The organism is Pseudoponticoccus marisrubri (genome assembly GCF_001482405.1).
Lineage (GTDB): Bacteria > Pseudomonadota > Alphaproteobacteria > Rhodobacterales > Rhodobacteraceae > Pseudoponticoccus > Pseudoponticoccus marisrubri.
This window is the reverse complement of sequence record NZ_LPXO01000011.1, coordinates 125395-150595: the sequence shown is the minus strand read 5'-3', so window position 1 is coordinate 150595 and position 25201 is coordinate 125395. Positions and strand designations below refer to the sequence as shown.

At 68.2% G+C, this 25201-nt stretch carries 23 protein-coding genes and 1 tRNA gene; 12 read left to right on the top strand and 12 right to left on the bottom strand.

The genetic code is table 11. The annotated features are described in order from the left end of the window. Positions 1–585: hypothetical protein (locus AVJ23_RS22315; protein ID WP_205626875.1), on the top strand; the 585-nt coding region annotated here is incomplete at its 5' end. Positions 586–876: 291 nt separating this feature from the next. Here the strand turns inward: AVJ23_RS22315 and AVJ23_RS16605 are convergent. The 3 genes from AVJ23_RS16605 to AVJ23_RS16595 all read right to left on the bottom strand — a co-directional run bounded on the left by AVJ23_RS16605 (position 877) and on the right by AVJ23_RS16595 (position 2933). Then, positions 877–966 (bottom strand) — tRNA-Ser (locus AVJ23_RS16605). A 95-nt stretch (positions 967–1061) separates the two neighbouring features. After that, entirely contained in the window at positions 1062–2123 is a 1062-nt protein-coding gene (locus tag AVJ23_RS16600; protein WP_058863331.1) for an ABC transporter ATP-binding protein, read from the bottom strand. 18 nt (positions 2124–2141) lie between these two features. Next, a complete protein-coding gene (locus AVJ23_RS16595) occupies positions 2142–2933 on the bottom strand; it encodes an IclR family transcriptional regulator (RefSeq protein WP_058863330.1) in 792 nt (263 codons plus the stop codon). A 137-nt stretch (positions 2934–3070) separates the two neighbouring features. Between AVJ23_RS16595 and AVJ23_RS16590 the strand changes: the two genes are divergently transcribed. From AVJ23_RS16590 to AVJ23_RS16560, 7 genes are all read left to right on the top strand, one after another. Next, a complete protein-coding gene (locus AVJ23_RS16590) occupies positions 3071–4336 on the top strand; it encodes an ABC transporter substrate-binding protein (RefSeq protein WP_205626874.1) in 1266 nt (421 codons plus the stop codon). A gap of 117 nt (positions 4337–4453) precedes the next feature. After that, positions 4454–5386: a carbohydrate ABC transporter permease gene (locus AVJ23_RS16585; RefSeq protein WP_058863329.1), complete on the top strand. Its 933-nt coding sequence runs from the start codon at positions 4454–4456 to the stop codon at positions 5384–5386. Positions 5387–5470: 84 nt separating this feature from the next. Beyond that, the gene (locus tag AVJ23_RS16580) at positions 5471–6319 is read left to right on the top strand and encodes a carbohydrate ABC transporter permease (protein ID WP_058863328.1); all 849 of its coding nucleotides are present in this window, start codon (positions 5471–5473) and stop codon (positions 6317–6319) included. Next, positions 6319–8382 carry an alpha-galactosidase gene (locus tag AVJ23_RS16575; RefSeq protein WP_240484689.1) on the top strand — a complete coding sequence of 688 codons (2064 nt, stop codon included), beginning with the start codon at positions 6319–6321 and terminating at the stop codon, positions 8380–8382. Before AVJ23_RS16580 ends, AVJ23_RS16575 begins: the two co-directional genes overlap by 1 nt. Positions 8383–8457: 75 nt before the next feature. After that, complete coding sequence (locus tag AVJ23_RS16570) at positions 8458–9369, top strand: 2-dehydro-3-deoxygalactonokinase (RefSeq protein ID WP_058863326.1); 912 nt, start codon at positions 8458–8460, stop codon at positions 9367–9369. Then, positions 9366–9971: a 2-dehydro-3-deoxy-6-phosphogalactonate aldolase gene (locus AVJ23_RS16565; protein WP_058863325.1), complete on the top strand. Its 606-nt coding sequence runs from the start codon at positions 9366–9368 to the stop codon at positions 9969–9971. Before AVJ23_RS16570 ends, AVJ23_RS16565 begins: the two co-directional genes overlap by 4 nt. Before the next feature lie 24 nt (positions 9972–9995). Next, positions 9996–11900, top strand: a complete 1905-nt coding sequence (locus tag AVJ23_RS16560) for a beta-galactosidase (protein ID WP_058863324.1) — start codon at positions 9996–9998, stop codon at positions 11898–11900. Positions 11901–12019: 119 nt separating this feature from the next. On the opposite strand, the gene AVJ23_RS16555 is transcribed toward AVJ23_RS16560, so the two are convergent. From AVJ23_RS16555 to AVJ23_RS16535, 5 genes are all read right to left on the bottom strand, one after another. Next, entirely contained in the window at positions 12020–12835 is an 816-nt protein-coding gene (locus AVJ23_RS16555; protein ID WP_058863323.1) for a 4-(cytidine 5'-diphospho)-2-C-methyl-D-erythritol kinase, read from the bottom strand. Beyond that, a complete protein-coding gene (locus AVJ23_RS16550) occupies positions 12819–14540 on the bottom strand; it encodes a tetratricopeptide repeat protein (protein ID WP_058863322.1) in 1722 nt (573 codons plus the stop codon). Before AVJ23_RS16550 ends, AVJ23_RS16555 begins: the two co-directional genes overlap by 17 nt. Before the next feature lie 118 nt (positions 14541–14658). Further along, positions 14659–14952 carry a hypothetical protein gene (locus AVJ23_RS16545; protein WP_058863321.1) on the bottom strand — a complete coding sequence of 98 codons (294 nt, stop codon included), beginning with the start codon at positions 14950–14952 and terminating at the stop codon, positions 14659–14661. A 70-nt stretch (positions 14953–15022) separates the two neighbouring features. Next, positions 15023–16675, bottom strand: coding sequence for an electron transfer flavoprotein-ubiquinone oxidoreductase (locus tag AVJ23_RS16540; protein ID WP_058863320.1), 1653 nt, complete (start codon positions 16673–16675; stop codon positions 15023–15025). A gap of 205 nt (positions 16676–16880) precedes the next feature. After that, positions 16881–18344, bottom strand: coding sequence for a calcium-binding protein (locus tag AVJ23_RS16535; protein WP_058863319.1), 1464 nt, complete (start codon positions 18342–18344; stop codon positions 16881–16883). Positions 18345–18716: 372 nt separating this feature from the next. Between AVJ23_RS16535 and greA the strand changes: the two genes are divergently transcribed. The 4 genes from greA to AVJ23_RS16515 all read left to right on the top strand — a co-directional run bounded on the left by greA (position 18717) and on the right by AVJ23_RS16515 (position 21431). Next, positions 18717–19187, top strand: a complete 471-nt coding sequence (greA, locus tag AVJ23_RS16530; protein WP_058863318.1) for a transcription elongation factor GreA — start codon at positions 18717–18719, stop codon at positions 19185–19187. Between the two features lie 12 nt (positions 19188–19199). Next, positions 19200–20204, top strand: coding sequence for a hypothetical protein (locus AVJ23_RS16525; protein WP_058863317.1), 1005 nt, complete (start codon positions 19200–19202; stop codon positions 20202–20204). A 196-nt stretch (positions 20205–20400) separates the two neighbouring features. Beyond that, complete coding sequence (locus AVJ23_RS16520; RefSeq protein ID WP_058863316.1) at positions 20401–21105, top strand: AzlC family ABC transporter permease; 705 nt, start codon at positions 20401–20403, stop codon at positions 21103–21105. After that, positions 21102–21431 (top strand): AzlD domain-containing protein, encoded by a 330-nt coding sequence (locus AVJ23_RS16515; RefSeq protein WP_058863315.1) that lies wholly within the window; start codon positions 21102–21104, stop codon positions 21429–21431. Before AVJ23_RS16520 ends, AVJ23_RS16515 begins: the two co-directional genes overlap by 4 nt. A 23-nt stretch (positions 21432–21454) precedes the next feature. On the opposite strand, the gene AVJ23_RS16510 is transcribed toward AVJ23_RS16515, so the two are convergent. The 4 genes from AVJ23_RS16510 to AVJ23_RS16500 all read right to left on the bottom strand — a co-directional run bounded on the left by AVJ23_RS16510 (position 21455) and on the right by AVJ23_RS16500 (position 25127). Then, positions 21455–22105: a hypothetical protein gene (locus AVJ23_RS16510; protein WP_367576932.1), complete on the bottom strand. Its 651-nt coding sequence runs from the start codon at positions 22103–22105 to the stop codon at positions 21455–21457. Between the two features lie 26 nt (positions 22106–22131). Further along, on the bottom strand, positions 22132–22266 hold the full coding sequence (locus tag AVJ23_RS22310) for an aa3-type cytochrome c oxidase subunit IV (protein WP_084794678.1): 135 nt from the start codon (positions 22264–22266) through the stop codon (positions 22132–22134). 120 nt (positions 22267–22386) lie between these two features. Further along, positions 22387–23430, bottom strand: a complete 1044-nt coding sequence (locus AVJ23_RS16505; protein WP_058863314.1) for an MBL fold metallo-hydrolase — start codon at positions 23428–23430, stop codon at positions 22387–22389. Next, the gene (locus tag AVJ23_RS16500; protein ID WP_058863313.1) at positions 23427–25127 is read right to left on the bottom strand and encodes an acyl-CoA dehydrogenase family protein; all 1701 of its coding nucleotides are present in this window, start codon (positions 25125–25127) and stop codon (positions 23427–23429) included. The genes AVJ23_RS16505 and AVJ23_RS16500 overlap by 4 nt, the downstream gene beginning before the upstream one ends. Positions 25128–25201: the final 74 nt, after the last annotated feature.

Here is a 25201-nt window from a genome sequence, read left to right as displayed (position 1 = left end):
CCCGAGATGGCGGATCGCCCCCGCCCCAGGCATCTACCTTGGCGCCGAGACCCGTCATGCACTAAGACTGAAACCGGACCACCCAATAGGGGCAGGCCAGCGCAACTCGGCAACTATCCCGTCGACTTGCTTGCCTGCGTACCGCCGTCACTCGTCATTCGCGACGAAGACAATACCTATTCAGTACCTGGGCAAACGATTAATTCTGAAGTAGGCCTCGTCTGGGATGCTACGGCTGCAGACGTTCGCGCGCAGTTTCCAACTGATCGCGATGCACTGCGGATTGTGCAGTACGACTCTTGCCGCGGCCTTGAGGGCTGGACCGTCTTCAATTATGCGTTGGATGATTTCTACGATTATAAGTATCGAAAATGGTTGAACGCTCCTCAAGATCTAGGCGGGTTATTTGATGCCCAGGAAGATTTGGCTGCTGCATTCGCAGCGCAATGGACGATGATCCCTCTAACCCGCGCCATGGACACACTGGTCATTAATCTCTCTACGCGGACGTCTCCATTGAAAGATGCCCTGAGAGACGTCTTCCAGCAGCGTCAGGATTTCATGGAATGGCTCAAGCTAGACTAAGTGCACAGCGTTGCTTGCTGCAGTGACAGTTGGATCTGCGTTCCGTCCCAACGTGTGCCACCGGCGTCGAAGTGTTTAGGTCGGCAGCGAAGAAATGTTCATTCTACCAGGAGCTTACAAGCTATTCACCAAACCAGCGCAGTCATGAGGTCCGGAGAATATCGGCCCTCAGAGACCACTTACGGGCCTCTTGGCGCGAGGGCCAGTGCTCAGCCCCTCCCGCATAACCCTCGAAAACAACGCAAAAATCCGGCCGCAGCCGGATCGGGAGAACGCTTTCGCAAGGGCAAGTGGCGGAGAGGAAGGGATTCGAACCCTCGAGACGGTTTCCCGCCTACACACTTTCCAGGCGTGCGCCTTCGACCACTCGGCCACCTCTCCGTCGACCCGTGTAGCAAAGGCTTCGCACGGACTGCAAGAGCGATTCCGCGCAAGCCGGGAACGGGCCGCGTCTCGTCGCGGCCCGGGTACCACGCTCAGCGCAGGCGGGCCTCGGTCCGGGCGTCGAAGACCATCGCCTCGGCGGGGTCGAACTGCAGGTCGACGGTGGCGCCCTCGCGGAACTCCTCCTTGCTGCGGGTCTCGACGATGATCTTCTCGCCGCCCGGCGCGATCAGGTAGTCGTAGGACACGCCGCCCAGCCGCTCGCGAATGTCGAGGCGGATCTCGCTCTCGGCCGGGGTGATCTGCAGGTTCTGCGGGCGCAGGCCCAGATAGACCGCCCGGCCCTCCTCGGGCAGCGACACGCTGGTCTCGACCCGCCGGTTGCCCAGCGAGGGCACGCGGATCGCGCCGGCCTCGACCACGCCCTCGAGGAAGTTCATCGAGGGCGAGCCGATGAAGCCGGCGACGAACTTGTTGTCGGGATCCTCGTAGAGCTTCATCGGGCTGCCCACCTGTTCGATCCGGCCGGCGCGCAGCACGACGATCTTGTCGGCCAGCGTCATCGCCTCGACCTGGTCGTGGGTGACGTAGATCATCGTGGCGCCGATCTCCTTGTGCAGGCGCGCGATCTCGACCCGCATGTCGACGCGCAGCTCGGCATCGAGGTTGGACAGCGGCTCGTCGAAGAGGAACACCTCGGGGCCGCGGACGATGGCCCGGCCGATGGCGACCCGCTGACGCTGGCCACCCGAGAGCGCCTTGGGCTTGCGCTTGAGATAGGCGTCCAGCTTGAGGATGCGGCTGGCCTCGGCCACCTTCTCGCGGATCTCCTCCTTGGGGTGGCCGGTCATGCGCAGCCCGAACCCCATGTTCTCCTCGACCGTCATGTGCGGGTAGAGCGCGTAGGTCTGGAACACCATGGCCACGCCGCGATCGGCGGCATCGGCGCGGGTCACGTCGCGCGCCCCGATGCTGATGCGGCCGCCGGTGGTTTCTTCGAGCCCCGCGATCATGCGCAGCAGCGTGGACTTGCCGCAGCCCGACGGGCCCACGAAGACGCAGAACTCGCCATCCTCGATGGTCAGGTCGATATCGTGGATGACCTGTGTGTCGCCGTATTTCTTGATGGTGTTCTCAAGTGTCACGCCTGTCATGCGTGGATCTCCTCCTTCTTATCCCGGGAACTGCCAGGATGCGGCAGCCTCGGCGATGCGTTTCGCGGTATCGATGAGGTCGGGCCGCAGGCCGGTCAGATCCTCGAGTGTCCTGTTCTGCAGCGATGTCGTGATCGACAGCGCGCCCAGCACGCGCCCGTCCGGTGCGACGATCGGGGCGGCGATGCAGATGATGCCGGGCTCATGCTCCTCGCGGTCGAAGGCCACGCCCTCGGCGACGATCCGGTCCAGCTCGGCAGCAAAGCGTTCCGGGTCGGTCAGCGTATGCGCGGTGTGCCGGTAGAAGGATTGCTGCGCGATGGCGCGGGCCCGTTCGGCGGGCGCGAGATGCGCGATCATCGCCTTGCCGACGCCCGTGCAGTAGCCCGGCCCGACCTTGCCCGCGGCCGAGAACATCTCGACCGGGCGCTGCGCGTTGCGCTTGTCGACATAGAGCACCTGCCCCTCGTCCAGCTGGGCCAGGTGGATCGTCTCGCCCACCCGGGCGGACAGCGCGTCGAGGAAGGGCCGCGCCACGGGCGCGAGCGAGCTGTGCTGCCAGGCGACATGGGCCAGCCGCACCAGCCGCAGGCCCAGCGAATAGGTGTGGCTGGACTCGTCATAGGCCAGCATGCCCTGGTTGGTCAGCGTCTGCAGCAGCCGGTAGAGCGTTGCCTTGGGATGCGGCGAGCCCTCGAGCAATTCGCCGAATCGCACCGGGCGACCATAGCCGGCCACCGTATCGAGCACGTCCAGCGCCTTGCCGACCGTGCCGTCGCGGGCGCGCATCTCGTTGACATGGCTGTTCATGGCCTCAATCCTCCCTGCCCCGCGGCTCCTCTTCCGCTGGGGTGTTGACAGGCATACCCCGAATCCTTCATTGTTTCAATAGTTGGAAACTAGTTTCATTATTCGGAACCGCCCAACGTGCAAAAGGGAGGATACCAATGCACAACCCCGTTACCCGCCTCGCGGGCGCTCTCGCGCTGTCCACCGCGCTGGTCGCGCCGGCCTTTGCCGGCTCGCATGGCGCCAGCCTCGACGGCACCCTGCGCATCATCTCGGACATGTCCAACCCGGCGCCCCGCGCCGTGATGGAAAAGCTCGCCGCCGATTTCGGCGAGATGCATCCCGATCTCGAGGTCGAGCTGGACATCGTCGACCGCGAAGCCTGGAAGAGCCAGATCCGCAACGCGCTCTCGGCCAACCCGCCGGACGTGGTGAACTGGTACGCCGCCAACCGGATGCTGCCCTACGTGGAATCCGGTCTCTTCATGGACATCAGCGACATGTACGCGTCGGGCGAGCTGACCGGGCTCGACTCGGTCAAGGGCGCGATGACCATCGACGGCAAGCAATGGGGCGTGCCCTACAGCTACTACCAGTGGGGCATCTACTACCGCGAGGACATCTTCAACGAGCTGGGCCTCAGCGAACCCGCGACCTTCGAGGAAGAGATGGCGAACTGCCAGAAGATCCTCGATTCGGGCCGCAAGTGCTACACGATCGGCTCCAAGTTCCTGTGGACCGCGGGCGGCTGGTTCGACTACCTCAACATGCGCACCAACGGCTTCGACTTCCACATGGAGCTGGCGCGCGGCGAGGTGCCGTGGACCGATGACCGCGTGCGCGAGACCTTTGCGAACTGGCGCAAGCTGATCGACATGGGCGCCTTCATCGACGACCACCAGACCTATAGCTGGCAGGAGGCCCTGCCCTTCATGGTCAATGGCGAGGCGACCGCCTACCTGATCGGCAACTTCGCCGTGCCGCACCTGCGCGAGGCCGGGCTGTCGGACGACCAGATCGACTTCTACCAGTTCCCCAAGATCGGCGATCACCCGATGGGCGAGGACGCGCCGACCGACACGTTCCACATCGCGTCGGGCGCCCAGAATGTCGAGGCGGCCAAGGCCTTCCTGAAATACGTCACCTCGCCCGAGGTGCAGGCCGAGATCAACGGCCCCGACGGGCTGGGCCAGCTGCCGGTCAACGCCAATGCCAGCGTCGCGGATGACGAGTTCATCCAGCAGGGCTTCGAGATGCTGTCGCAGAACGCCACCGGCGGCATCGCGCAGTTCTTCGACCGCGACTTCCCGGCCGAGATGGCCGCGCTCGGCATGGAAGGCCTGCAGGAATTCATGGTCTTCCCGGACAACCTGGACGACATCCTGCAGCGGCTCGAAAGCGCCCGCCAGCGGATCTACGACTGACCCGACCCCCGGGGCGCGCCAGGCGCGCGCCCCCTTTCCCATCCCCACCTCATCGGCAAGCCGCCCCGCCCCGGGGCCGCGCGGCTTTCCCGTGAAGTGTCCAACGGAGGAGAGGACATGACAGTCGCTGTCGATCTGCCACCCGAACAGGGCTGGTTCAGGCGCAACCGGATGACCCTGACCCCCCTGTTGTTCCTGTTGCCCGGCGTGCTGTTCTTCGCCGTCTACGTGGTCATCCCGATCTTTCAGAGCTTCTACATCTCGACCTATGAATGGAACGGTCTGGGCGAGTTGCAGGAGCAGGGCGAATTCGTCGGCATGGGCAACTACCGCGAGCTGATGGGCGACCGCGCCTTCGAAGTCTCGCTGTGGAACAACGTCAAGTGGCTGGCGCTGTACCTGCTGGCGATCCCCGGCGGGCTGTTCATCGCGCTGTTCCTGAACCAGACCGTCACCGGGATCCGGATCTACAAGTCGCTGTTCTTCTTCCCCTTCGTGCTCAGCCAGGTGGTGGTGGGCCTCGTCTTCTCGTGGTTCTACCTCCCGCGCGAGGGGCTGCTGAACGCGGCGCTGACCCTGTTCGGGATGGAGCCGATCAACGTGCTGGGCGATCCCACGCTGGCCACCTACGGCATCATCGCCGCGGGGCTCTGGCCGCAGACCGCCTATTGCATGATCCTCTACCTGACCGGCCTGAACGCCGTGGACCCCGAGCAGATCGAGGCCGCCCGTCTGGACGGCGCCAAGGGCTGGCGGATGCTCTGGCACGTGGTCATCCCGCAGCTGCGCCCGGCCACCTTCATCGCCTTCGTGGTCACCATCATCGGCGCGCTGCGCAGCTTCGACCTGATCTCGGTCATGACCAATGGCGGCCCGTTCGGCTCCACCCGGGTGCTGTCCTTCTACATGTTCGAGAAGGCGCTGTCGGAATACGGCTTCCGCATGGGCTATGGCTCGGCCATCGCGGTGGTGCTGTTCCTGATCATGCTGGTCTTCATCGCCTATTTCCTGTGGTCGATGTGGCGAGAAGAGCGCGAGGCGCGGCGCTGATGACCCGTCCTGCCATGACCCGCCCCACCCCCTTCCCCGCCGCCGCAGCAACAGGGGCCGCACCGGCCCGCAAGGAGGCCTGAGATGTTCCCGACCCCGATCCAGAAGCGCCCGCGCAGCACTCAGGTCGCCTACCAGGCGCTGGTCCCCGTCGCCCTGATCCTGTGGCTGCTGCCGCTGATCGCCGTGGCGCTGTTCTCGATCCGGCCGCTGGCCGATTTCTCGAACGGCAATTACTGGGGCTGGCCCTCGTCCTTCGAGCTGTTCACCAATTACGGGCGCGTGTTCCTCGAATCCGACATGCCCCGCTACCTGTGGAACTCGGTGCTGATCACCGTGCCCACGGTGATCGGCGCGGTGGCGCTGTCCTGCATGACGGGCTTCGCCCTGGGCATCTACCGGTTCCGCGGCAACCTGCTGATCTTCTTCATGTTCATCGCGGGCAACTTCGTGCCCTTCCAGATCCTGATGGTGCCGGTGCGCGACCTGACCGTGGACCTCAACCTCTATGACACCAAGCTGGGGCTGGTGCTGTTCCACGTCGCCTTCCAGACCGGGTTCTGCACCCTGTTCATGCGCAACTTCATCCGCGCCCTGCCCTACGAGCTGATCGAGGCGGCCCGGGTCGAGGGCGTGGCCGAGTGGCGGATCTTCTGGTACGTCGTTCTGCCGCTGATGAAACCCGCGATCGCGGCGCTGGCGGTGCTGATCTTCACCTTCATCTGGAACGACTATTTCTGGGCGGTGGTGCTGACACAGGGCCCCGACGCGCAGCCGGTCACCGCGGGCATCACCTCGTTCAATAGCCAGTTCGTGGCGCAGTACCACCTGATGAGCGCGGGCAGCATCGTCGCGGCCCTGCCGCCGGTGGCCATGTTCTTCCTGATGCAGCGCCACTTCATCGCCGGGCTGACGCTGGGGGCCGTGAAGTGATGCAGACCTGGCGACTCGATGACGAGATCCAGACCGTGGTCCTGGCCGCCCCCGAGGGCGGCCTGCCCGGGATCGCCTACTGGGGCGCGCCCCTGCCCGCCTCCGAGGATCTGGCCACGCTGGCCGCGGCGCAGGTGGTCGACGTCTCGGGCGGGATGATGGACGCCACCGCACCGATCTCGGTCTGCCCCGAGGCGCGGCGCGCCTTCCCGGGCCAGCCCGGGCTGCGGCTGAGCGATGCGCAGGGCCGCGCGGTGACGCCCTGCCTCGCGCTCGGCACGGTCGAGGCCGGCCCCGACCGGTTCGAGGCCACGGCCAGCGAGGGCGGCATCACCTACCAGCTGTCGCTGCACCTGCGCGAGGGCCTGCTGGTCTCGAAAGCGGCACTGGAGATGGACGCCCCCCACCGCGTCGAGTGGCTGGCCGCGCCGGTCCTGCCCGTGCCGGCGCAGAGCGACGGACTGACCGATGTCTCGGGCCGCTGGATCGGCGAGTTCCAGCTGCAGCGCCATGACTGGCGTCCCGGCATCCACCTGCGCGAGGCACGGCAGGGCCGCTCGGGCCATGAACATCCGCCCTTCGCGCTGCTGACCACGCCGGGCACCACGAATGCTGCGGGCGAGGTCTGGGCGCTGGCCTATGGCTGGCCGGGCGGGCATCGCATGGTCGCCGAGGAACTGCCCGACGGGCGCCGCCAGATCCAGTTCGGACACGCCACCGGCGCCTATGACGGGCTGGTCACGCGGGTCGAGAGCGCCGAGCTGACCGGCGCCTACAGCGCGGCCGGGCTGAACGGGGCGGCGGTGCGCCTGCAGCGCCACCTGCGCGCCCTGACCGCACCCCGCGCCCGCCAGCCGCGCCCGGTGCATTACAACTGCTGGGAGGCGGTCTATTTCGACCATGACCGCGCCGTGCTGGACGAGATCGCCGAGCAGGCGGCCGAGCTGGGCGCCGAGCGTTTCGTGCTCGACGATGGCTGGTTCGGCCGGCGTGACGATGACACGACCAGCCTGGGCGACTGGGAGATCGACCCGCGCAAATGGCCCGACGGGCTGGCGCCCTTCGCCGAATACGTGCGCGACCTGGGCATGGGCTTCGGTCTCTGGGTCGAGCCCGAGATGGTCAATTTCGACAGCGCGCTCTACCGTGCCCATCCCGACTGGCTGCTTGGCCCCGCCGACCAGCCGCCCGGGCGCCAGCAATACGTGCTGGACCTCGCGCAAGAGGCCGTGCGCGACCACCTGTTCAAACGGCTCGACGCGGTGCTCTCGAGCGCGCCGATCGAGTACCTGAAATGGGATCACAACCGCCTGCTGCCCATGGTGGACGCCGCGCAGGTGGCGGGGCTCTACGACCTGCTCGACCGGCTGCACGCCGCGCACCCGACGGTCGAGATCGAAAGCTGCGCCTCGGGCGGCGGGCGGATCGACCTCGGCATCCTGTCGCGCACCCAGCGGGTCTGGCTGTCCGACAGCAACGACGCGCTGGAACGCCTGCGCATCCAGCATGACGCCGCGCTGTTCCTGCCCGCCGCGATCACCGGCAGCCATGTCGGCCCACGCACCTGCCACACTTCGGGCCGGGTGCTGGACATGTCCTTCCGCGGCTGGGTGGCCGCCCAGCGCCACATGGGCTTCGAGATGGACCCGCGCGAGCTGACCGAGGACGAGGCCGCCACGCTGCGCGAGATCACCCTGTGGTGGAAGACCAACCGCGACTGGCGCATGCAGGCCGACATCCTGCGGCTCGACAGCCGCGACCCCGCGGTGATCGCCGAGGCGCAGCTGGCCCAGGATGGCAGCCGCTTCGTGGTCTTTGTCGGGCAGGCCGCGACCTCGGCCCAGATCGCGCCCCGGCCGCTGGCGCTGTGCGGGCTGGACCCCGAAGCGATGTACGAGGTCGACCTCGTGAACCGCGACCAGGCCTCGCACCTGTCGCGGGGGGCGATGCCGATCAAGGACGGCCCGCTGACGCTGAGCGGACAGGCCCTGATGCGCCACGGGCTGACCCTGCCCTGGCGCTTCCCGGGCACGATGTGGGTGGTCGAGGGCCGCCGCCTCTGAGCGCACCCGCCCCCGGACAGGAACCGGTGCGCGCCTGTCGCGCGCATCGTTGGACGACAAGGAAAGACACGCACCATGGCAGAGACGACACCGGACTGGATAGCCGCCGATTGGGGGACGTCGCACCTGCGTCTCTGGCTGATGAGCGACACGGGCCGGGTGCTCGACCGACGCTCCTCCGACCAGGGCATGGGCCGGCTGACCCGCGACGGCTACGCGCCGGTGCTGAACGCGGCCCTGGCCGATGTGCTGCCCGCCTCCGGGCGACTGCCGGTGATCTGCTGCGGCATGGCCGGCTCGCGCCAGGGCTGGGCCGAGGCGCCCTATGCCGCGGTGCCCTGCGCGCCCCCCGGGGCGCCGCAGGCCACCCGCATCACCTGCGACCATTTCGACGTGCATATCCTGCCCGGCATCAAGCAGACCGCGCCCGCCGACGTGATGCGCGGCGAGGAAACCCAGATCGCCGGGCTGCTGGCCGCGACGCCCGGGTTCGACGGCATCGCCTGCCTGCCCGGCACCCATACGAAATGGGCGCATCTGAGCGCCGGCGAGGTGGTCAGCTTCCGCACCTTCATGACCGGCGAGATGTTCGCCCTGCTCTCCGACCAGTCGGTGCTGCGCCACTCGGTGCAGGGGCCGGGCTGGGATGACGCGGCCTTCGACGAGGCCGTCTCGGACGCGATCTCGACCCCGGCCAACGTGGCCGCACGGCTTTTCGGGCTCCGAGCCGCCGCGTTGCTCGAGGGGCTTTCGGCCGATACCGCGCGAGCGCGCCTCTCGGGGCTGCTGATCGGGATGGAACTGGCCGCGTCGCGCCCCTATTGGCTGGGCCAGCCGGTGCGCATCGTGGGCGAGGACGGCATCGGCGCGGCCTACCTGCGCGCGCTGCAGGCACAGGGTGCCGAGGTCGCCACCACCCCCGCCCAGGACATCACGCTCAAGGGCCTCACGGCCGCCTACGCACAACTGAAGGACACCACCGCATGAGCCGCAACATCATCGCCATCCTGCGCGGGCTGCACCCGGACGAAGCCTGCGACATGACCGACGCGCTGGTCGGTGCGGGCATCACCCGGATCGAGGTGCCGCTGAACTCGCCCGATCCCTATGACAGCATCGCGCGGATGATCGAACATGCGGGCGACCGCGCCCTGATCGGCGCCGGCACCGTGCTCGACACCGACGCGGTGGCGCGGCTGGCCGGGCTGGGCGCCGGCATGGTGGTCTCGCCCGACTGCAACCTGCAGGTCATCGCCGCCACCAAGGCGGCCGGGATGCTGTCCTTCCCCGGCGTGTTCACCGCGACCGAATGCTTTGCCGCGCTGCGCGCCGGGGCGGACGGGCTGAAATTCTTCCCCGCCTTCAAGCTGGGGCTCGACGGCTACAAGGCGCTGAGCGCGGTGCTGCCCAAGGGCACCGACAGCTATGCCGTGGGCGGGGTCGGCGCCGATGATTTCGCCGCATGGCGCGCCGCCGGCATCGCCGGCTTCGGCATCGGCTCCGAGCTCTACAAGCCCGGCCTCGACGCCGCCGAGGTGGGCCGCCGCGCCGCGGTCATGGTCGCGGCCTACGACGCCCTGCCCGACTGATCCCAAGACCCGAACGGAGACCCCATGCAGCGCACGCTCGGCACCTGCTACTACCCCGAACACTGGCCCCGCGAGACCTGGGAGGAGGACGCACGCCGCATGGCCGAGGCGGGCCTGACCTGGGTGCGCATCGGCGAGTTCGCCTGGTCGCGGCTGGAGCCCGAAGAGGGCCGGTTCGACTGGGACTGGCTGGACGACGCGATCGCGGTGCTGGGCGCGGCCGGCCTGCGCGTGGTGTTGGGCACGCCCACCGCCACGCCGCCGCGCTGGGTGGTGGACAAGCATCCCGACATGCTGGCCGTGGACGAACAGGGCCGCCCCCGCAAGTTCGGCTCGCGCCGGCATTACTGCTTCAGCCATCAAGGCTATCTCGGCGAATGCCGCCGCATCGTGACCGAGCTGGCCCGGCGCTATGGCCGCAACCCGCATGTGGCGGCCTGGCAGACGGACAATGAATATGGCTGCCACGACACGATCCTGTCCTACTCGGACGCGGCGCGCGCGGGTTTCCGCGACTGGCTCGCGCAGCGCTACCAATCCGTCGATGCGCTCAACCGCGCCTGGGGCAACGTGTTCTGGTCGATGGAATATGACCGCTTCGACCAGGTCGACCTGCCCAACCTGACGGTGACCGAGCCGAACCCCGCCCATGTGCTGGCCTTCCGGCGGTTCTCCTCGGACCAGGTGGTGCGCTTCAACCGCGTGCAGGTGGACATCCTGCGCGCCCATACCGACGCGCCGCTGATCCACAACTACATGGGCCGGATCACCGATTTCGACCATTTCAAGGTGGGCGCCGATCTGGACGTGGCCAGCTGGGACAGCTACCCGCTGGGCTTTCTCGAGGATCGCGTCGGCGCCCCGCCCGAGCGGCAACGGGCCTATGCACGGCAGGGCGACCCCGATTTCCAGGCCTTCCACCACGATCTCTACCGCGCCGTCGGGCGCGGGCGCTGGTGGGTGATGGAACAGCAGCCCGGCCCGGTGAACTGGGCCCCCTACAACCCCGCCCCCCTGCCCGGGATGGTCCGGCTGTGGAGCTGGGAGGCCTTCGCCCATGGCGCCGAGGCGGTGTGCTATTTCCGCTGGCGGCAGGCGCCCTTCGCGCAGGAGCAGATGCATGCCGGCCTGCTGCGCCCCGACAGCGCCGAGGCGCCGGGCCTGGCCGAGGCCCGGCAGGTCGCGGCCGAGCTGGCCGAGGCGCCCGAGGTCGTGCCGCACCGCGCCCGGGTGGCGCTGGTCTTTGATTACGATGCCGATTTCGCTTGGGCGGTGCAGCCGCATGGCCGCGGGCTCAGCTATTTCGGGCTGGTCTTCGACACCTACCGCGCGCTGCGCCGGGCGGGGCTGTCCATCGACATCCTGCCGCCCGACCCGGACGCACTTGAGGGCTATGCCGCGATCTTCGCGCCCGGGCTGATGCACATGGCCGCACCGTTCAAGGCCGCGCTGGCCGAAAGCGATGCGCTGGTCGTGGCCGGGCCGCGCAGCGGGGCCCGCGACCTCGACATGGCCATCCCCGAGGGGCTGCCACCCGGCCTGCCCGGCGCCGATCTGCGCGTCGCCCGGGTCGAGAGCCTGCGCCCCGACATGCCCGTACCCCTGTCGGGCGGCGGCCATGTGCTGCATTACCGCGAGGAACTGGAGGGCCGGCTGGACACGATCATCGCCGCCGAGGACGGCGCCCCCTTCGCGGTCCATGCGGGCGGGCATCTCTACCTCGCCGGCTGGGGCGACGAGGATGCGCTCGACCGGGTGATCGCCTGGGTCTGCGACAAGACCGGGATCGAGGTGCTGACCCTGCCAGAGGGCGTGCGCGTGCGCGACACCGGGACCGAGCGGTTCTGGTTCAACTATTCCGACCGCCACGCCGCCACACCGGCCGGGCCCATCCCGCCCGCAGGCGTGCTGCGCCGGCCCCGCGCCTGACCTCGACCACCTTCAGCGTGATCCGGCCCGTCCGGTCGGCACGAGGTCACGCACATTGATCGACGTGCGGGTCGGCGGCGCGGTGCACAAGGCCGACCCCCTCAGTCGGCAGGGGCCGCTTAGCGCAGCGTGGTCGCCCGCACCCACCAGCCGGGATGCGCGGCCGAGAGTTCCGCGGCGCAGGCCTCGGCCGCCGCCGCGTCTTCGAACAGGCCGAAACAGGTCGCGCCCGAGCCCGACATGCGCGCCAGATCAGCCCCCTTCAGCGCGTCGAGCACCTCGGCGATGACCGGGGCACAGGCGATGGCGGGGGCCTGCAGGTCGTTGCGCTGCGTTGCCAGCCAGCGCAGAGTGGCCGCGGTGCCGCCGCCCTCGGGCCAGGGCGTCATCGGCGCGTTGTCGGGGCTGGCCAGCGCGGCGAACACCTCTGGCGTGGCGACCGAGACGCCCGGGTTGACCAGCACGGCCGGGATCGGCGCCATGGTCAGGGGCAACACCCGCTCGCCGATGCCGGCCATATGCGCGGCATGAGCCACGGTGCAGACCGGCACGTCGGCACCCAGCGTCAGCGGATCGACCGGTGCAGGGCGGCCGAAGGCCGCCTCCATCGCGCGCAGCACCGCGGCCGCGTCCGAGGATCCGCCCCCCACGCCCGCCGCCGCGGGCAGTTGCTTGTCCAGCGTGATCGCCACCGGCGCGCCAAAGGCCTGGGCCGCGCGCCAGCACAGGTTGCGCGCATCATTCGGCACCCCCTCTGCAAAGGGGCCCGTCACGCTCAGCGAGATCTCGTCCGCAGGGCGCACCGTCACCCGGTCGCCGATATCGGCGAACATGACCAGCGAATCGAGCAGGTGATAGCCGTCGTCGCGTCGGCCGGTCACGTGCAGCGTCAGGTTGACCTTAGCCGGCGCAAAGGCCTCAGCGGGTGTCGTCATTGGCCATTTGCAGGGGCGGTGCGCCTTCCTCGGCCAGCACCTGGTCCAGCCCCACCTCGATCTTGCGGCGGATACGGTCCGGGTCGGCCTCTTCGGCGGCATCCTCCCAGTCGACGAAAGACAGCGCGCGACGCCACATGAACTCGGCCTCGCGATGGCGCCCGACGGCCCAGTAGACATCGCCAAGGTGGTCGTTCACGATCGGGTCGATCGGCATCAGCTCGGCGGCGCGTTCCATATGGGCCACCGCCTCCTCGTAGCGGCCCAGCCGGTAGAGCACCCAGCCCAGGCTGTCGACGATATAGCCGCTATCGGGCCGCGCGGCGACAGCGCGCTCAATCAGGTTCAGCGCCTCGTCCAGCTTGATCTGCTTCTCGACCAGCGAATAGCCGAGATAGTTCAGCACCTGCGGCTGCTCGGGGTTGAGCTCGAGCGCGCGGCGGAAATCGGCCTCGGCCTGCTCCCACTCGTCCATCCGCTCATAGGAGATGCCGCGCGCGTAGAAGATGAACCATTGCCGCTCGGTGATCTCGGCCACCTGGTCCAGCGCGGTGGTATAGGCGGCGACGGCGTCGTCGTACCGCTCCATCCGGCGCATCAGGTCGCCCAGCGTGGAATGCACGATGGGCAGCTCGCCATGCGTCTCGGCCAACGCGGCCAGAACCGCGACGGCCTGTTCCAGCTTGTCCTGGGCCTGCAGCGCATCGGCTCGGCCCAGCTCGGCCGCGTGATAGGCCGGGTGCGCCTTGGGCACGGCGGCATAGGTCTCGACCGCGAGGTCGAACTGCCCCATCTCGTCCAACACTTCGGCCGACAGCAGGATGGCGTCCACATGGGTGGGGCGCAGGAACTCGGCCAGCCGCGCATAGAGCAGGGTCAGGTCGTCATTGCGCTCCGACGACAGGGCCGCGGCAAGCGTGTAGAACACCTCCGCCACCCCGTCGCGCGCCGTCTCGGCATGGGTGAAGGGCACCTGTTGGCCACTGTCGAGCGCCTCGCGCAGCGCCGCCAACCCCGGGTCCAGGTCGGCGCCGAAGCTGGTGTCGATCAGCGCCACGGCATCGCCGTTGCGGTCCAGCTGCGACAGGATCTCGGCGCGGGCCATGATACCGCGCCGCGTGGCGGTCATGCTGCCGGCGGCGGCATCGGCAAAGATCGCCTCGGCCTCGCGGAACGCACCGACCGAGGCCAGCGCCAGCGCCTTGTGATAGGATGAGAACGGCGCCAGCCCCTGCATCCGGCCAACCTCGTCAAAGGCCTCGAGCGCGGCGTCGCGATCCCCGTTGCCCAGAAGCGCCCAGGCCCGGACCAGCCCGTCGGCCAGCGGCCCCAGCCCGCGCTGCGCCTCGATGGCGCTGAGCACGCCGGCATAATCCTGCGCCCGGACATCCTGCGAGATCAGCGCCATCTGGCCCAGCTCGCTGGCATAGCCCTGCTGGCCGAGGCGCCCGGCCAGGTCGGCGGCCAGGTTCAGCTTGCCGAGCGAGATATTGGCGTAGATCGCCCGCTCCAGCAGCTCCGGCTTGCCCGGGTCATGCGCCAGGGCGCGGCCGTAATAGCGTGCCGCCGCCTCGAAATCGCCCAGGAAACTGGCCTGACGCGCGGCGAGGTAATCCCCGGACACGCCGGTCGCCGCCGCCCCCAGGGGCGCGGTCAGCGCGCATGCCAGCACGCCGGCACGGATCGTCTTGGCCCAAACAGTCAATGCGCCTCTCCTGTCATATGGTTTTGACAGAGCCTAGAGCGCCCTTTGCAGCATGGCAATCGCGCCGGTCGCCCCGCCGGCGCCGATCCGCCCCTGCTCACGCAGCCGTGTCACCCTGTCATCCCATCCCGGGCACCGCGTCGCGATATTGCCGCAACACGCCCAGCTGCACCGCCGAGACCGGCTGCACGAAGCCCAGCGCGCCGCCTTGCCCGGTCAGCCGCGTGACATCCGCCGGCAGCGCCTGGTGCAGCACCTCGACCGCGACCCGCGTGCCCGGCTGACAGCCCAGGTCGCCGCGATAGAGCAGCCCGCTCTCGCTGACATTGCGCACCTGAACGGCGACACGGCCCGACGGCGTGTCCACCGCCAGCGCCCAGGCGCTGGGCCAGCGTTGTGCCCTGTATTTCACCCGATCCTCCTGCCGCTGCCGAATGCAGACGCAGGATGGACCGGGAAAGGTTCAGATTTCCTGAACAGACTCACATGTTGGGATAGTTCGGCCCGTCCCCGCCCTGCGGCACGGTCCAGTTGATGTTCTGCGCCGGATCCTTGATGTCGCAGGTCTTGCAATGCACGCAGTTCTGGAAGTTGATCACGAAGCGCGCGCGGCCATTGTCGTCCTTGACGAACTCGTAGACCCCGGCCGGGCAATAGCGCTGGGACGGCCCGTCATATTTGGGCAGGTTGTCCATCACCGGCACCATGTCGTTCTTCAGCTTCAGATGCGCCGGCTGGCTTTCTTCATGGTTCGTGAAGGAAAAGCTGACATTGGTCAGCCGATCGAAGCTGAGCGTGCCGTCGGGTTTCGGGTACTCGATCGGCTGGTGTTGCGCGGCCAGCTCGGTCGCCTCGGCATCGGTCTTGCCGTGTTTCATCGTGCCGAAAAGCGACATGCCCAGCAGGTCGTTGGTCCACATGTCCAGACCGCCCAGCCCCAGGCTGGCGGTCAGGCCCCATTTCGACCACATCGGCTTGACATTGCGGACCTTCTTGAGGTCCTGCCCGATCGGCCCGCGGCGCACCGTCTTCTCGTAATCGGACAGCTCGTCGCTGGCCCGGCCGGCCTGCAGCGCGGCATGCGCCGCCTCGGCCGCGGCCTTGCCCGAGAGCATCGCGTTGTGGTTGCCCTTGATGCGCGGCACGTTGACCATGCCCACCGAGCAGCCCAGCAGCGCGACACCCGGCGCCACCATCTTGGGCATGGATTGCCAGCCGCCCTCGCTGATCGCGCGGGCGCCATAGGCCACGCGCTTGCCGCCCTTCAGCAGTTCGGCCACCATCGGGTGATGCTTGAAGCGCTGGAACTCCATGTAGGGGTAGAGATGCGGGTTGCGGTAGTTCAGGTGCACCACGAAGCCCACATAGACCTGGTTGTTCTCGAGATGGTAGATGAACGACCCGCCGCCGGCATTCGAGCCCAGCGGCCAGCCCATCGTGTGGGTGACGCGCCCCTCGTGATGCTTCTCGGGATCGACCTCCCAGATCTCCTTCATGCCGAGCCCGTATTTCTGCGGCTCGTGCCCGGCGGCCAGGTCGTATTTCGCGATCACCTCCTTGGACAGCGATCCGCGCACGCCCTCGCCGAGGAAGACATACTTGCCCAGCAGCTCCATCCCCGGCTCGTAGCCCGGTCCCGGCGTGCCGTCGGCATTGCGGCCGAACTCACCCGCGACCACGCCGCGCACCTCGCCATCCGCGCCGTAGACCAGCTCGGAGCAGGCCATGCCGGGGAAGATCTCGACGCCCAGCGCCTCGGCCTGCTCGGCCATCCAGCGACAGACATTGCCCATCGAGACGATGTAGTTGCCGTGATTGTTCATCAGCGGCGGCATGGGCAGGTTGGGAATGCGCAGCTTGCCCGCCTCGCCCAGCATGTAGAACTGGTCCTCGCGCACGGGCACGTTCAGCGGCGCGCCCTTCTCCTTCCAGTCGGGGATCAGCGCGTTCAGCCCCACCGGGTCCAGCACGGCGCCCGACAGGATATGCGCCCCGATCTCCGAGCCCTTTTCCAGCAGCACGACATCCAGCCCGGGATCCAGCTGTTTCAGCCGGATCGCCGCCGACAGACCCGCGGGCCCGCCGCCCACGATGACCACATCATATTCCATCGACTCGCGCGTGACGTCGCTCATGCCTACTCCTTCAATGGGACCGGTCACCGGGCGGATCCGCGCGGCACCGGACGGGTTTGACGAGAGGTAGCGCGGCGCTGCGGCATCCGTCAATGCGCCCGCAGCGTCATAAGCGCGCGGCCCCGCTGACGCAGCGTCGCAGCCATGAAAAAGGCCCGCGCATGATCGGCGCGGGCCATGTCTCATGCCTGATATGGCGCAGGTCTCAGAGGATCACGTCATCGCTCAGCGGGAACGGATCGATCCCCTCGACGATCAGGAACAACGTGCCGTCCGCCAGGACCTCGGTATTCCCGGAGCCGTCCGGGCTCAGCGAGTAGGAGAGTGCCCCGATCGCAGAGAAGTCGAGCGTGTCGATATCGTCCTCGAAATCGGTGATCGTATCCACGCCCCCGCCAGCCGCAAAGACGAAGACATCCGCATCGGCACCGCCAGACATCAGGTCATCCGCCGCGCCGCCTTCCAGCGTGTCCATGCCATCGCCACCCGACATGATATCGCCGTTGCCTTGCGTCGCGGCCGTCGGCGTCAGCGTCTGTCCCGAGATCAGCAGATCATCGCCCGACCCGCCCTCGATCGTGTCGGTATCGGCGGTGAACCAGTCATCCCCGCCGGTGATCGTGTCGTTCCCCGACCCGCCCTGCAGAAGCTGCGCCCCGTTCGCGCCAAAGAGTTCGTCGTCTCCGGCACCGCCATCCAGCGTGTCCCGTCCGTAGGCATTGCCACTGACCGCGTCAGCATAAAGCACGTCATCCGCAGCACCGCCGACGATGCTGTCGGTCCCGGACCCACCCGACATGATGTCGCCGCGCGCCTGAAACGCAGTCATTGGCGTCAATACCTGCCCCGAGATCAGCAGGTCGTTGCCGCCGCCACCCTCGATCGTGTCGGTATCGGCGGTGAACCAGTCATCCCCGCCAGTGATCGTGTCATTGCCCCAACCACCGATCAGCAGTTGCGCCCCGTTGCCACCGATCAAGCTGTCATCGCCGATCCCGCCATCCAGGGTATCCCGGCCGAACGAGTTACCATCTTCCGAGGCGGCATACATGACGTCATCGCCCTGCTCGCCCTTCATCCAGTCCGTGCCGGAGCCGCCTTCCATCGTGTCATTGCCCGACTCGCCGTCCATCGTGTCGCGGCCCTGCTCGCCTTTCATCCAGTCATCACCCTCGCCGCCAAGCATCAGGTCATTGCCGGATTCGCCGTCCATCGTGTCGTTGTCGAGCCCACCTTCCAGCGTGTCATTGCCCTCGCCGCCCAGCAGCAGGTCGCGGCCCTGCTCGCCCTTCATCCAGTCGTCGTCGAGCCCGCCTTCCAGCGTGTCATCACCGGCCTCGCCATCCATCGTGTCGCGGCCCTGCTCGCCTTTCATCCAGTCATTGCCCTCGCCGCCAAGCATCAGGTCATTGCCGGATTCGCCGTCCATCGTGTCATTGTCGAGCCCGCCTTCCAGCGTGTCATTGCCCTCTCCGCCCAGCAGCAGGTCGAAGCCCAGCCCGCCCTTGATCGAGTCATCGTCGAGATCGCCGGACAGCACGTCATCGCCCGCCTCGCCGTCGATCGTGTCATTGCCGGCAAGACCGTGATAGGTGTCGTCGCCCTCGAGAAGCGCGATCAGGTCGCCCAGAAACGACCCCGTCAGACTGTCATTTCCACTTGTCGGCATAATTCTGTCCCCTGAAAATATCCCCGGCCGGCGCACCACTCGCCCATCGCCGTCATCAGCATACCCGGCTTGGCGAAATCATGGCGAACTTCTTGCAATTCCCCCCGGGATGCAGGGCATTCGACGCAATCCACGGAATTTGCTTACCAAACGTAAACAAATTCCCCGCACTCACAGCCCCGCATGCCGCGATTCCGGCGAATCGCCCGATTCGAGACCGGCCCCACACGCCTCGTCGCCGCGTCTTTCGCGCCCGCAACCGGGGCTGCACGCGAAAACCTGCTGGCAGCGCGCCCCGCTTGGCTTTACATCCCGCGCTCACCGCACGACCATCAGACGACACGCGAGTTCCCCAGGGAAGACCGACCCGACATGGAAAAGATCCTGATCACCCGCGCGGGCTTCACCGCGCTCGAGACCGAACTGAAACAGCTGAAAAGCGTCGAACGCCCGGCCATCATCCAGGCCATCGCCGAGGCGCGCGAGCTGGGCGACCTGAAGGAAAACGCCGAGTACCATTCGGCCCGCGAGAAGCAGGGCTTCATCGAGGGCCGCATCAAGGAACTCGAAGGCGTGATCGGCCTGGCCGAGGTCATCGACCCCAAGACGCTGTCCGGCGCCGTCAAGTTCGGCGCCACCGTCACCGTGGTCGACGAGGACACGGACGAAGAGAAGACCTGGCAGATCGTGGGCGAACACGAAGCGAACATCGAAAAAGGTCTGCTCAACGTCAAATCCCCCATTGCGCGGGCGCTGATCGGCAAGGAAGAAGGCGACAGCGTCGAGGTCCGCACCCCCGGCGGCGAGAAGTCCTACGAGATCCTGTCGATCACCTACCAGTAAGGCAGACCGCGCATGGCCGATCAGAACCAGGCCCGTCCCACGCTTCCCGGGCTCTATGACCGCGGCGTCGAGGCCGGCGTGACCGGGGTCGAGATGGTCGCCGTGGCGCTGACCGTGTTCTGGCTCGGCCTGTCGGGCTGGTATTTCGCCGCTTCCGATGGCGGCACCGACAGCAGCCTGCGCTTCCTGCTGGTGCTCATGGTGATCCTGCTGCCCATCGCGCTGATCTGGGTGGCGGCAATCACCATCCGCACCTCGCGCGTGCTGCGCGACGAAAGCGCCCGGCTGCAGGCCGCGGTGGACGCGCTGCGCCAGGCCTATGTCAGCCAGGCCCAGACCGGGCGGCAGGACCAGCCGCATCCCGGCATCCTCAAGCGGCTGGACGAGATCTCGGGCGCGCAGCGCAATGTCGAGGCCACGCTGGCCATGCTGGGCGGCATCCGCCAGGCCGAGGGCGGCACCCGCCCCGCCGGCGCCCCCCCACAGGGCAGCGGCGAGGACCAGCCCAGCCTGTCGCTCGGCACGCCCGCCGAGGCGCTGCAGCCGCCGCTGGCCAATGCCGATTTCATCCGCGCGCTGCATTTTCCCGAAACCGCCGAGGACGAGGACGGCTTTGCCGCGCTGCGCCGCGCGCTTAAGGACCGCAACGCCGCAAGGCTGATTCAGGCCGCGCAGGACGTGCTCACCCTGCTCAGCCAGGATGGCATCTACATGGACGACCTGCGCCCCGACATGGCCCGCCCCGAGGTCTGGCGCGCCTTCGCCCAGGGCGCGCGCGGCCGCGCCATCGCCGGGCTGGGCGGTGTGCGCGACCGCTCCTCGCTGGCGCTGGCCGCCGGGCGCATGAAACAGGACCCGATCTTCCGCGACGCGGCGCATCACTTCCTGCGCCGCTACGACCAGAGCCTCGCCGCCTTCGAGCCCGAGGCCAGCGACGAGGAGATCTCGGCCTTTGCCGCGACCCGCACCTCGCGCGCCTTCATGCTGCTGGGCCGCGTGGCGGGCACGTTCGACTGAGGGGGCTCCGCCCCCGGCGCTGCGCGCCTCCCCCGGGAGTATTTGGAGAAAGATGAAAGGCAGGTCGCACCCCGTCTTTCATCTTTCCAGAAATACTCATTTCGGCGCCCGCCACCAAGCGCACCGCCGGGCCCGGCGCATTGCCGCCGGATGCGGGCTGGGGTAAGCCCGGCGGAAAGCGAACCAGACGGTCCACATGTCCAGAGACACGATCCGATCCGCCTATCTGCGCGGGATGCGCGGGGGCGGCCCCTTCATCCTTGTCGTGGTGCCCTTCGCCATGATGTTCGGCGTGGTGGCAACCAAGGCCGGGCTGAGCCTCTTCGAGACGCTGAGCTTCTCGGTGGTGGTGATTGCCGGCGCCTCGCAGTTCACCGCGCTGCAGCTGATGGGAGAGGACGCGCCGACGCTGGTGGTCATCGCCTCGGCGCTGGCGGTCAACCTGCGCATGGCCATGTACTCGGCCTCGATCACGCCGCATCTGGGCCCGCTGCCGCTACACAAGCGGGCGCTGGCCGCCTACCTGCTGGTCGACCAGGTCTATGCCGCCTCGATCCTCGATTACGAGGCGCGCCCGCGGCAGAGCCTGTCGGAGAAATTCGCCTTCTTCCTGGGTGTGGCGACGCCGATCTGTCCTAACTGGTATCTGTTCACGCTGGTGGGCGCCTGGGTGGGCGAGGCGATTCCGCCGGGGACCGGGCTGGACATGGTTCTGCCACTGGCCTTCATCGCCATGATCGGCCCGGCGCTGCGCACCCGCGCCCATGTGGGCGCGGCGTTGAGCGCCACGGGGCTTGCGCTGCTGATGGCCTGGCTGCCCTACAACCTGGGCCTGCTGGTCGCGGCGATGGGCGGGATGGTCGTGGGGGCCGAGATCGAACGGCGGCGCGAGGCGACATGATCGACAAGGACAATCTCTGGATCGTCATCGCGGCGCTGGGGCTGGGCTCGTTCGGGCTGCGCTTCGTCTTCCTGGGCCTCGTGGGCGACCGCGCGCTGCCGCCCTGGCTGCTGCGCCACCTGCGCTACACGGCCGTCGCCGTGATGCCGGCGCTGGTCGCGCCCTTGGTGGTCTGGCCTGCCGCCAATGACGGGCAGCCCGACCCGGTGCGCCTGTCGGCGGCGCTGCTGGCGCTGGCGGTGGGCTACCTGACGAAGAACATCTATGCCGCCATGGGCACCGGCGGCGCGGTCATGCTGGGTGCCGCCTACCTGCCCGGGCTCTGAGCCCCGGGCAGGCGCGAAGGGGTCTACTGCGCCTGGGCGCGTTGCAGGCGCGCCAATTGCTGCGCCTCGAACTCGGCCACGGCCTTTTCCTTGTCCTCGTCGTCATCCTCGTAGAGCTTGCGCTCGGTCACGCCGGGGATGCGGGCGAACTGCTCGGCCACGCGGTTGGGGAACCAGCCCCGCTCGACCGATTCGAAGCCCGGCAGGCGGCTGATCACGCCGGAGGTCGACAGCGCGCATTGCGAGGCCGGCGCGGGGCCGTTCGCCTCGGCGAGACGCAGCGCCATCTCGGCCACTTCGGGCGCGACGCGCACGCTCTGGATGCGCACGTGGTAGGTGCTGCGGGCATGCGCGCTCTCGTAGAACTGGCGCACCTCGGGGGTGACACCGTAGAGCACGTCATCCACCTCGGGCACGGTGCGCAGCGCCACCGAGCCGGCCGGGTCGAACACCACCCGCTGGCTGGGCGCATTGATCAGCATGCTGGAATGCGCGCCATTGCCGGTGCGGTTGTTGATCATCGTGTAGAGCACGATCTCGGGCGGGCCGTCATGCCGGTAGGCGAAGCGGGCCACCTCTTCGGGCGAGGCATCGGGCCGGAAGGAGGCGTCGCACCCGCTCAGGGTGACGGTCGCGACCAGCGCGAGCATGAGCCAGCGCAGTTTCATCACCATGGTCACTGTCCTGTCCGCGGCGCGGATCAGGTGTTGAACACGGCGAGGAAGACCACGATGGCGAGGATCACGATCACCGAGCGGATGGTGAAGGTGATGAAGCCCTCGAAGGTCTTCTCTTGTTCGGTGACATCCATGCTGCCATGCTTGTGCTCTGCCATGTCGCGGCTCCTGTTCCTGCGTTCGGCACAGGAATTACCGGAATTCGCCGCGCCTGTCACGATGCCAAAGCCGCGCGCGGGTCGCCCATATGTCGCAGTGTGGCGCGCGCGCCTGCCCGGTCAGGCGGCCTGCCAGGCCCAGGCGCCGTCGTCGCGGCGCTGCCGCGTCGCGCGGCCCGTGTGCCAGAGATGCAGGCAATGGGCCATCGCCTCGACCAGCGCCAGCCCGTATTCGCCCGGCCCGATGCGGCGCTTGAAGAGCGGGGCAAAGCACTCGCCCGCCGCTTTCGGCGTGGCGATATGGGCGTGCAGCCGCTCCAGCGCGCCGTGATGATTGTCGATCAGCTGCGCCATGCGCAGCGGCAACCCGGTGAAGGGCAGCTTGTGACCGCCCAGCACCAGTTGGTCGGGGCGCGCCAGCGTGGCCAGCCGCTCGCAGGCCTCCAGCCATTCGCCCACCGGGTCGGCCTCGGGCTCGGTCGCGTAGACCCCGATATTGGAGCTGATCGAGGGCAGCATCTGGTCGCCCGCCAGTACCAGCCCGTCATCGCGCGACCACAGCGTCGCGTGTTCCGGCGCGTGGCCGTTGCCCACGTGCACGTCCCAGTCACGCCCGCCGGCGCGAATCACGTCGCCCTGCCGGATCCGGGTGAAGCCCAGCGGCAGCGGCGCCACGCAATCGGCGAAGTTGAAGGGGCGCTCCTCCATCCGCTGGGACAGGATCTCCGGGTCCATGCCGCAGGCGCGCCAATAGGCCACCGTCTCGGGCGAGGGGCGGTCCTGCGCATCCAGCTGCAGCATCCGCGCAAAAAGCCAGGCGGTGCGGGTCGTGACCAGCTCGGCACCGTGGTCCTGCTGGAACCAGCCGGCCAGCCCCACATGGTCGGGATGGTGATGGGTGACGATGACGCGCCGGATCGGCCGGCCCTTCAGCGGGCCCTCCAGCGCCGCCTGCCAGAGCACGCGCGACTTGCGCGTGTCGAACCCGGTATCGACCAGCGTCCAGCCATCGCCCTCGTCCAGCGCGTAGACATTCACGTGGTCCAGCTTCATCGGCAGCGGCTGGCGCAGCCAGAGCACGCCCTCGGCCACCTCGACCGCCGCCCCGGGTTCGGGCGGGGTTTCCCACGGGTAGCGGATGGCCTCGCCCGCACCGTCCATCATGCCACGAGATCCTCGGGCGACAGCGCCATCAGGCTGTCGGCCCCGCTGCGCGCATGGGCCAGGCAGCCCGCGGTCTCGGGCAGGATGCGTTCGATGTAGAACCGGGCCAGCCGCGCCTCGCCCCCCTCGCGCCGGGCCATGGCAGCGCGCAGGTGATAGCCCGCCCCCAGCACCAGCGCGAAGCCGCGCAGGAAGGGCACCGCGCCCGCGAAACGCGCGGCGGGCTCCATGGCGACCAGCGCCTCGGTTGTCTCGCGCAGATCCTCGGTGGCCTGCCAGAGCGCCTCGGCCAGGTCGGGGAAGGCGCCCCGGGCGTCCTCGGCGGTGGTGCAGATCTCGTCCATCAGGCGATAGGCTGCCTCGCCGCCATCCATCAGCTTGCGCCCGACAAGATCCATCGCCTGGATGCCGTTCGTGCCCTCGTAGATCGCGGTGACCCGCACGTCGCGCATGAACTGCGCCGCGCCCGTCTCCTCGACATAGCCCATGCCGCCATGCACCTGCACCCCGGTCGAGGCGACCTCGATCCCGGTATCGGTGCCGAAGGCCTTGGCGATGGGCGTCAGCAGCGCGGCGCGGGCCGTCCACTCGGCCCCGCCGGTGGCATTGGCCATGTCGATCGCCACCGCCGTGGCCAGCCCGATCGCGCGGGCGGCAAAGGTCTGGGCCTTCATCGTGGCCAGCATCCGGCGCACATCGGCATGGCCGATGATCGTGCCCTCTGGGCTGCGGCCCTGCTTGCGCTCCTGCGCATAGGCCAGCGCGTGCTGGAAGGCGCCCTCGGCCACGCCGATCCCCTGCACGCCCACGCCCAGCCGGGCATTGTTCATCATGGTGAACATGGCGCGCATCCCGTCATGTTCCTCGCCCACCAGCCAGCCGGTGGCGCCATCATATTCCATCACGCAGGTCGGGCTGCCATGCAGGCCCAGCTTGTGCTCGAGGCTGACGACCTTCAGCGTGTTGGCCACGCCGGGATTGCCGTCGGCGTCGGGAAGGTACTTGGGCACGAGGAACAGGCTGATCCCCTTGGTGCCGGGCACCGCGCCGGGCAGACGCGCCAGCACCAGGTGGCAGACATTGCCGGTGAAGTCGTTGTCGCCCCAGGTGATGTAGATCTTCTGCCCGGTGATCGCGTAGCTGCCATCGCCATTGGGCTCGGCCCGGGTGGTCAGCGCGCCCACGTCCGAGCCGGCCTGCGGCTCGGTCAGGTTCATCGTGCCGGCCCATTCGCCGGTCACCAGCTTGGGCAGGTAAAGCGCCTTGATCGCGTCGCTGGCATGGTGCTCCAGCGCCTCGATCTGGCCCTGCGTCATCAGCGGGCTCAGCTGCAGCGCAAGGCAGGCGGCGCTCATCATGTCGTTGACACAGGTGGTCACGGTCAGCGGCAGGCCCATCCCGCCATGCGCCGGATCGGCCGAGCTGGCCACCCAGCCGCCTTCGGCGATCGCGGCATAGCCCTCGGCAAAGCCCTTGGAGGTGCGCACCACGCCGTTCTCCAGCCGCGCGGGGTCCAGGTCACCCTGCCGGCGCAGCGGCGCCAGCACCTCCTCGCACATGCGCCCGGCCTCGGTCAGCACGGCCTCGACCGTCTCCATCGAAGCTTCGGAGAAGCGGTCGGTCGCGGCCACCCGGTCATATCCGACGACATCGGCCAGCAACAGCCGATAGCTGTCCAGCGGGGCACGGTAGGACATGGAAACCTCCTCCAGCATTGCATCCACTTGGCAATGCGCGTCAGCTTTAGTAGCTAGGCATCGCTCGGGGCAAG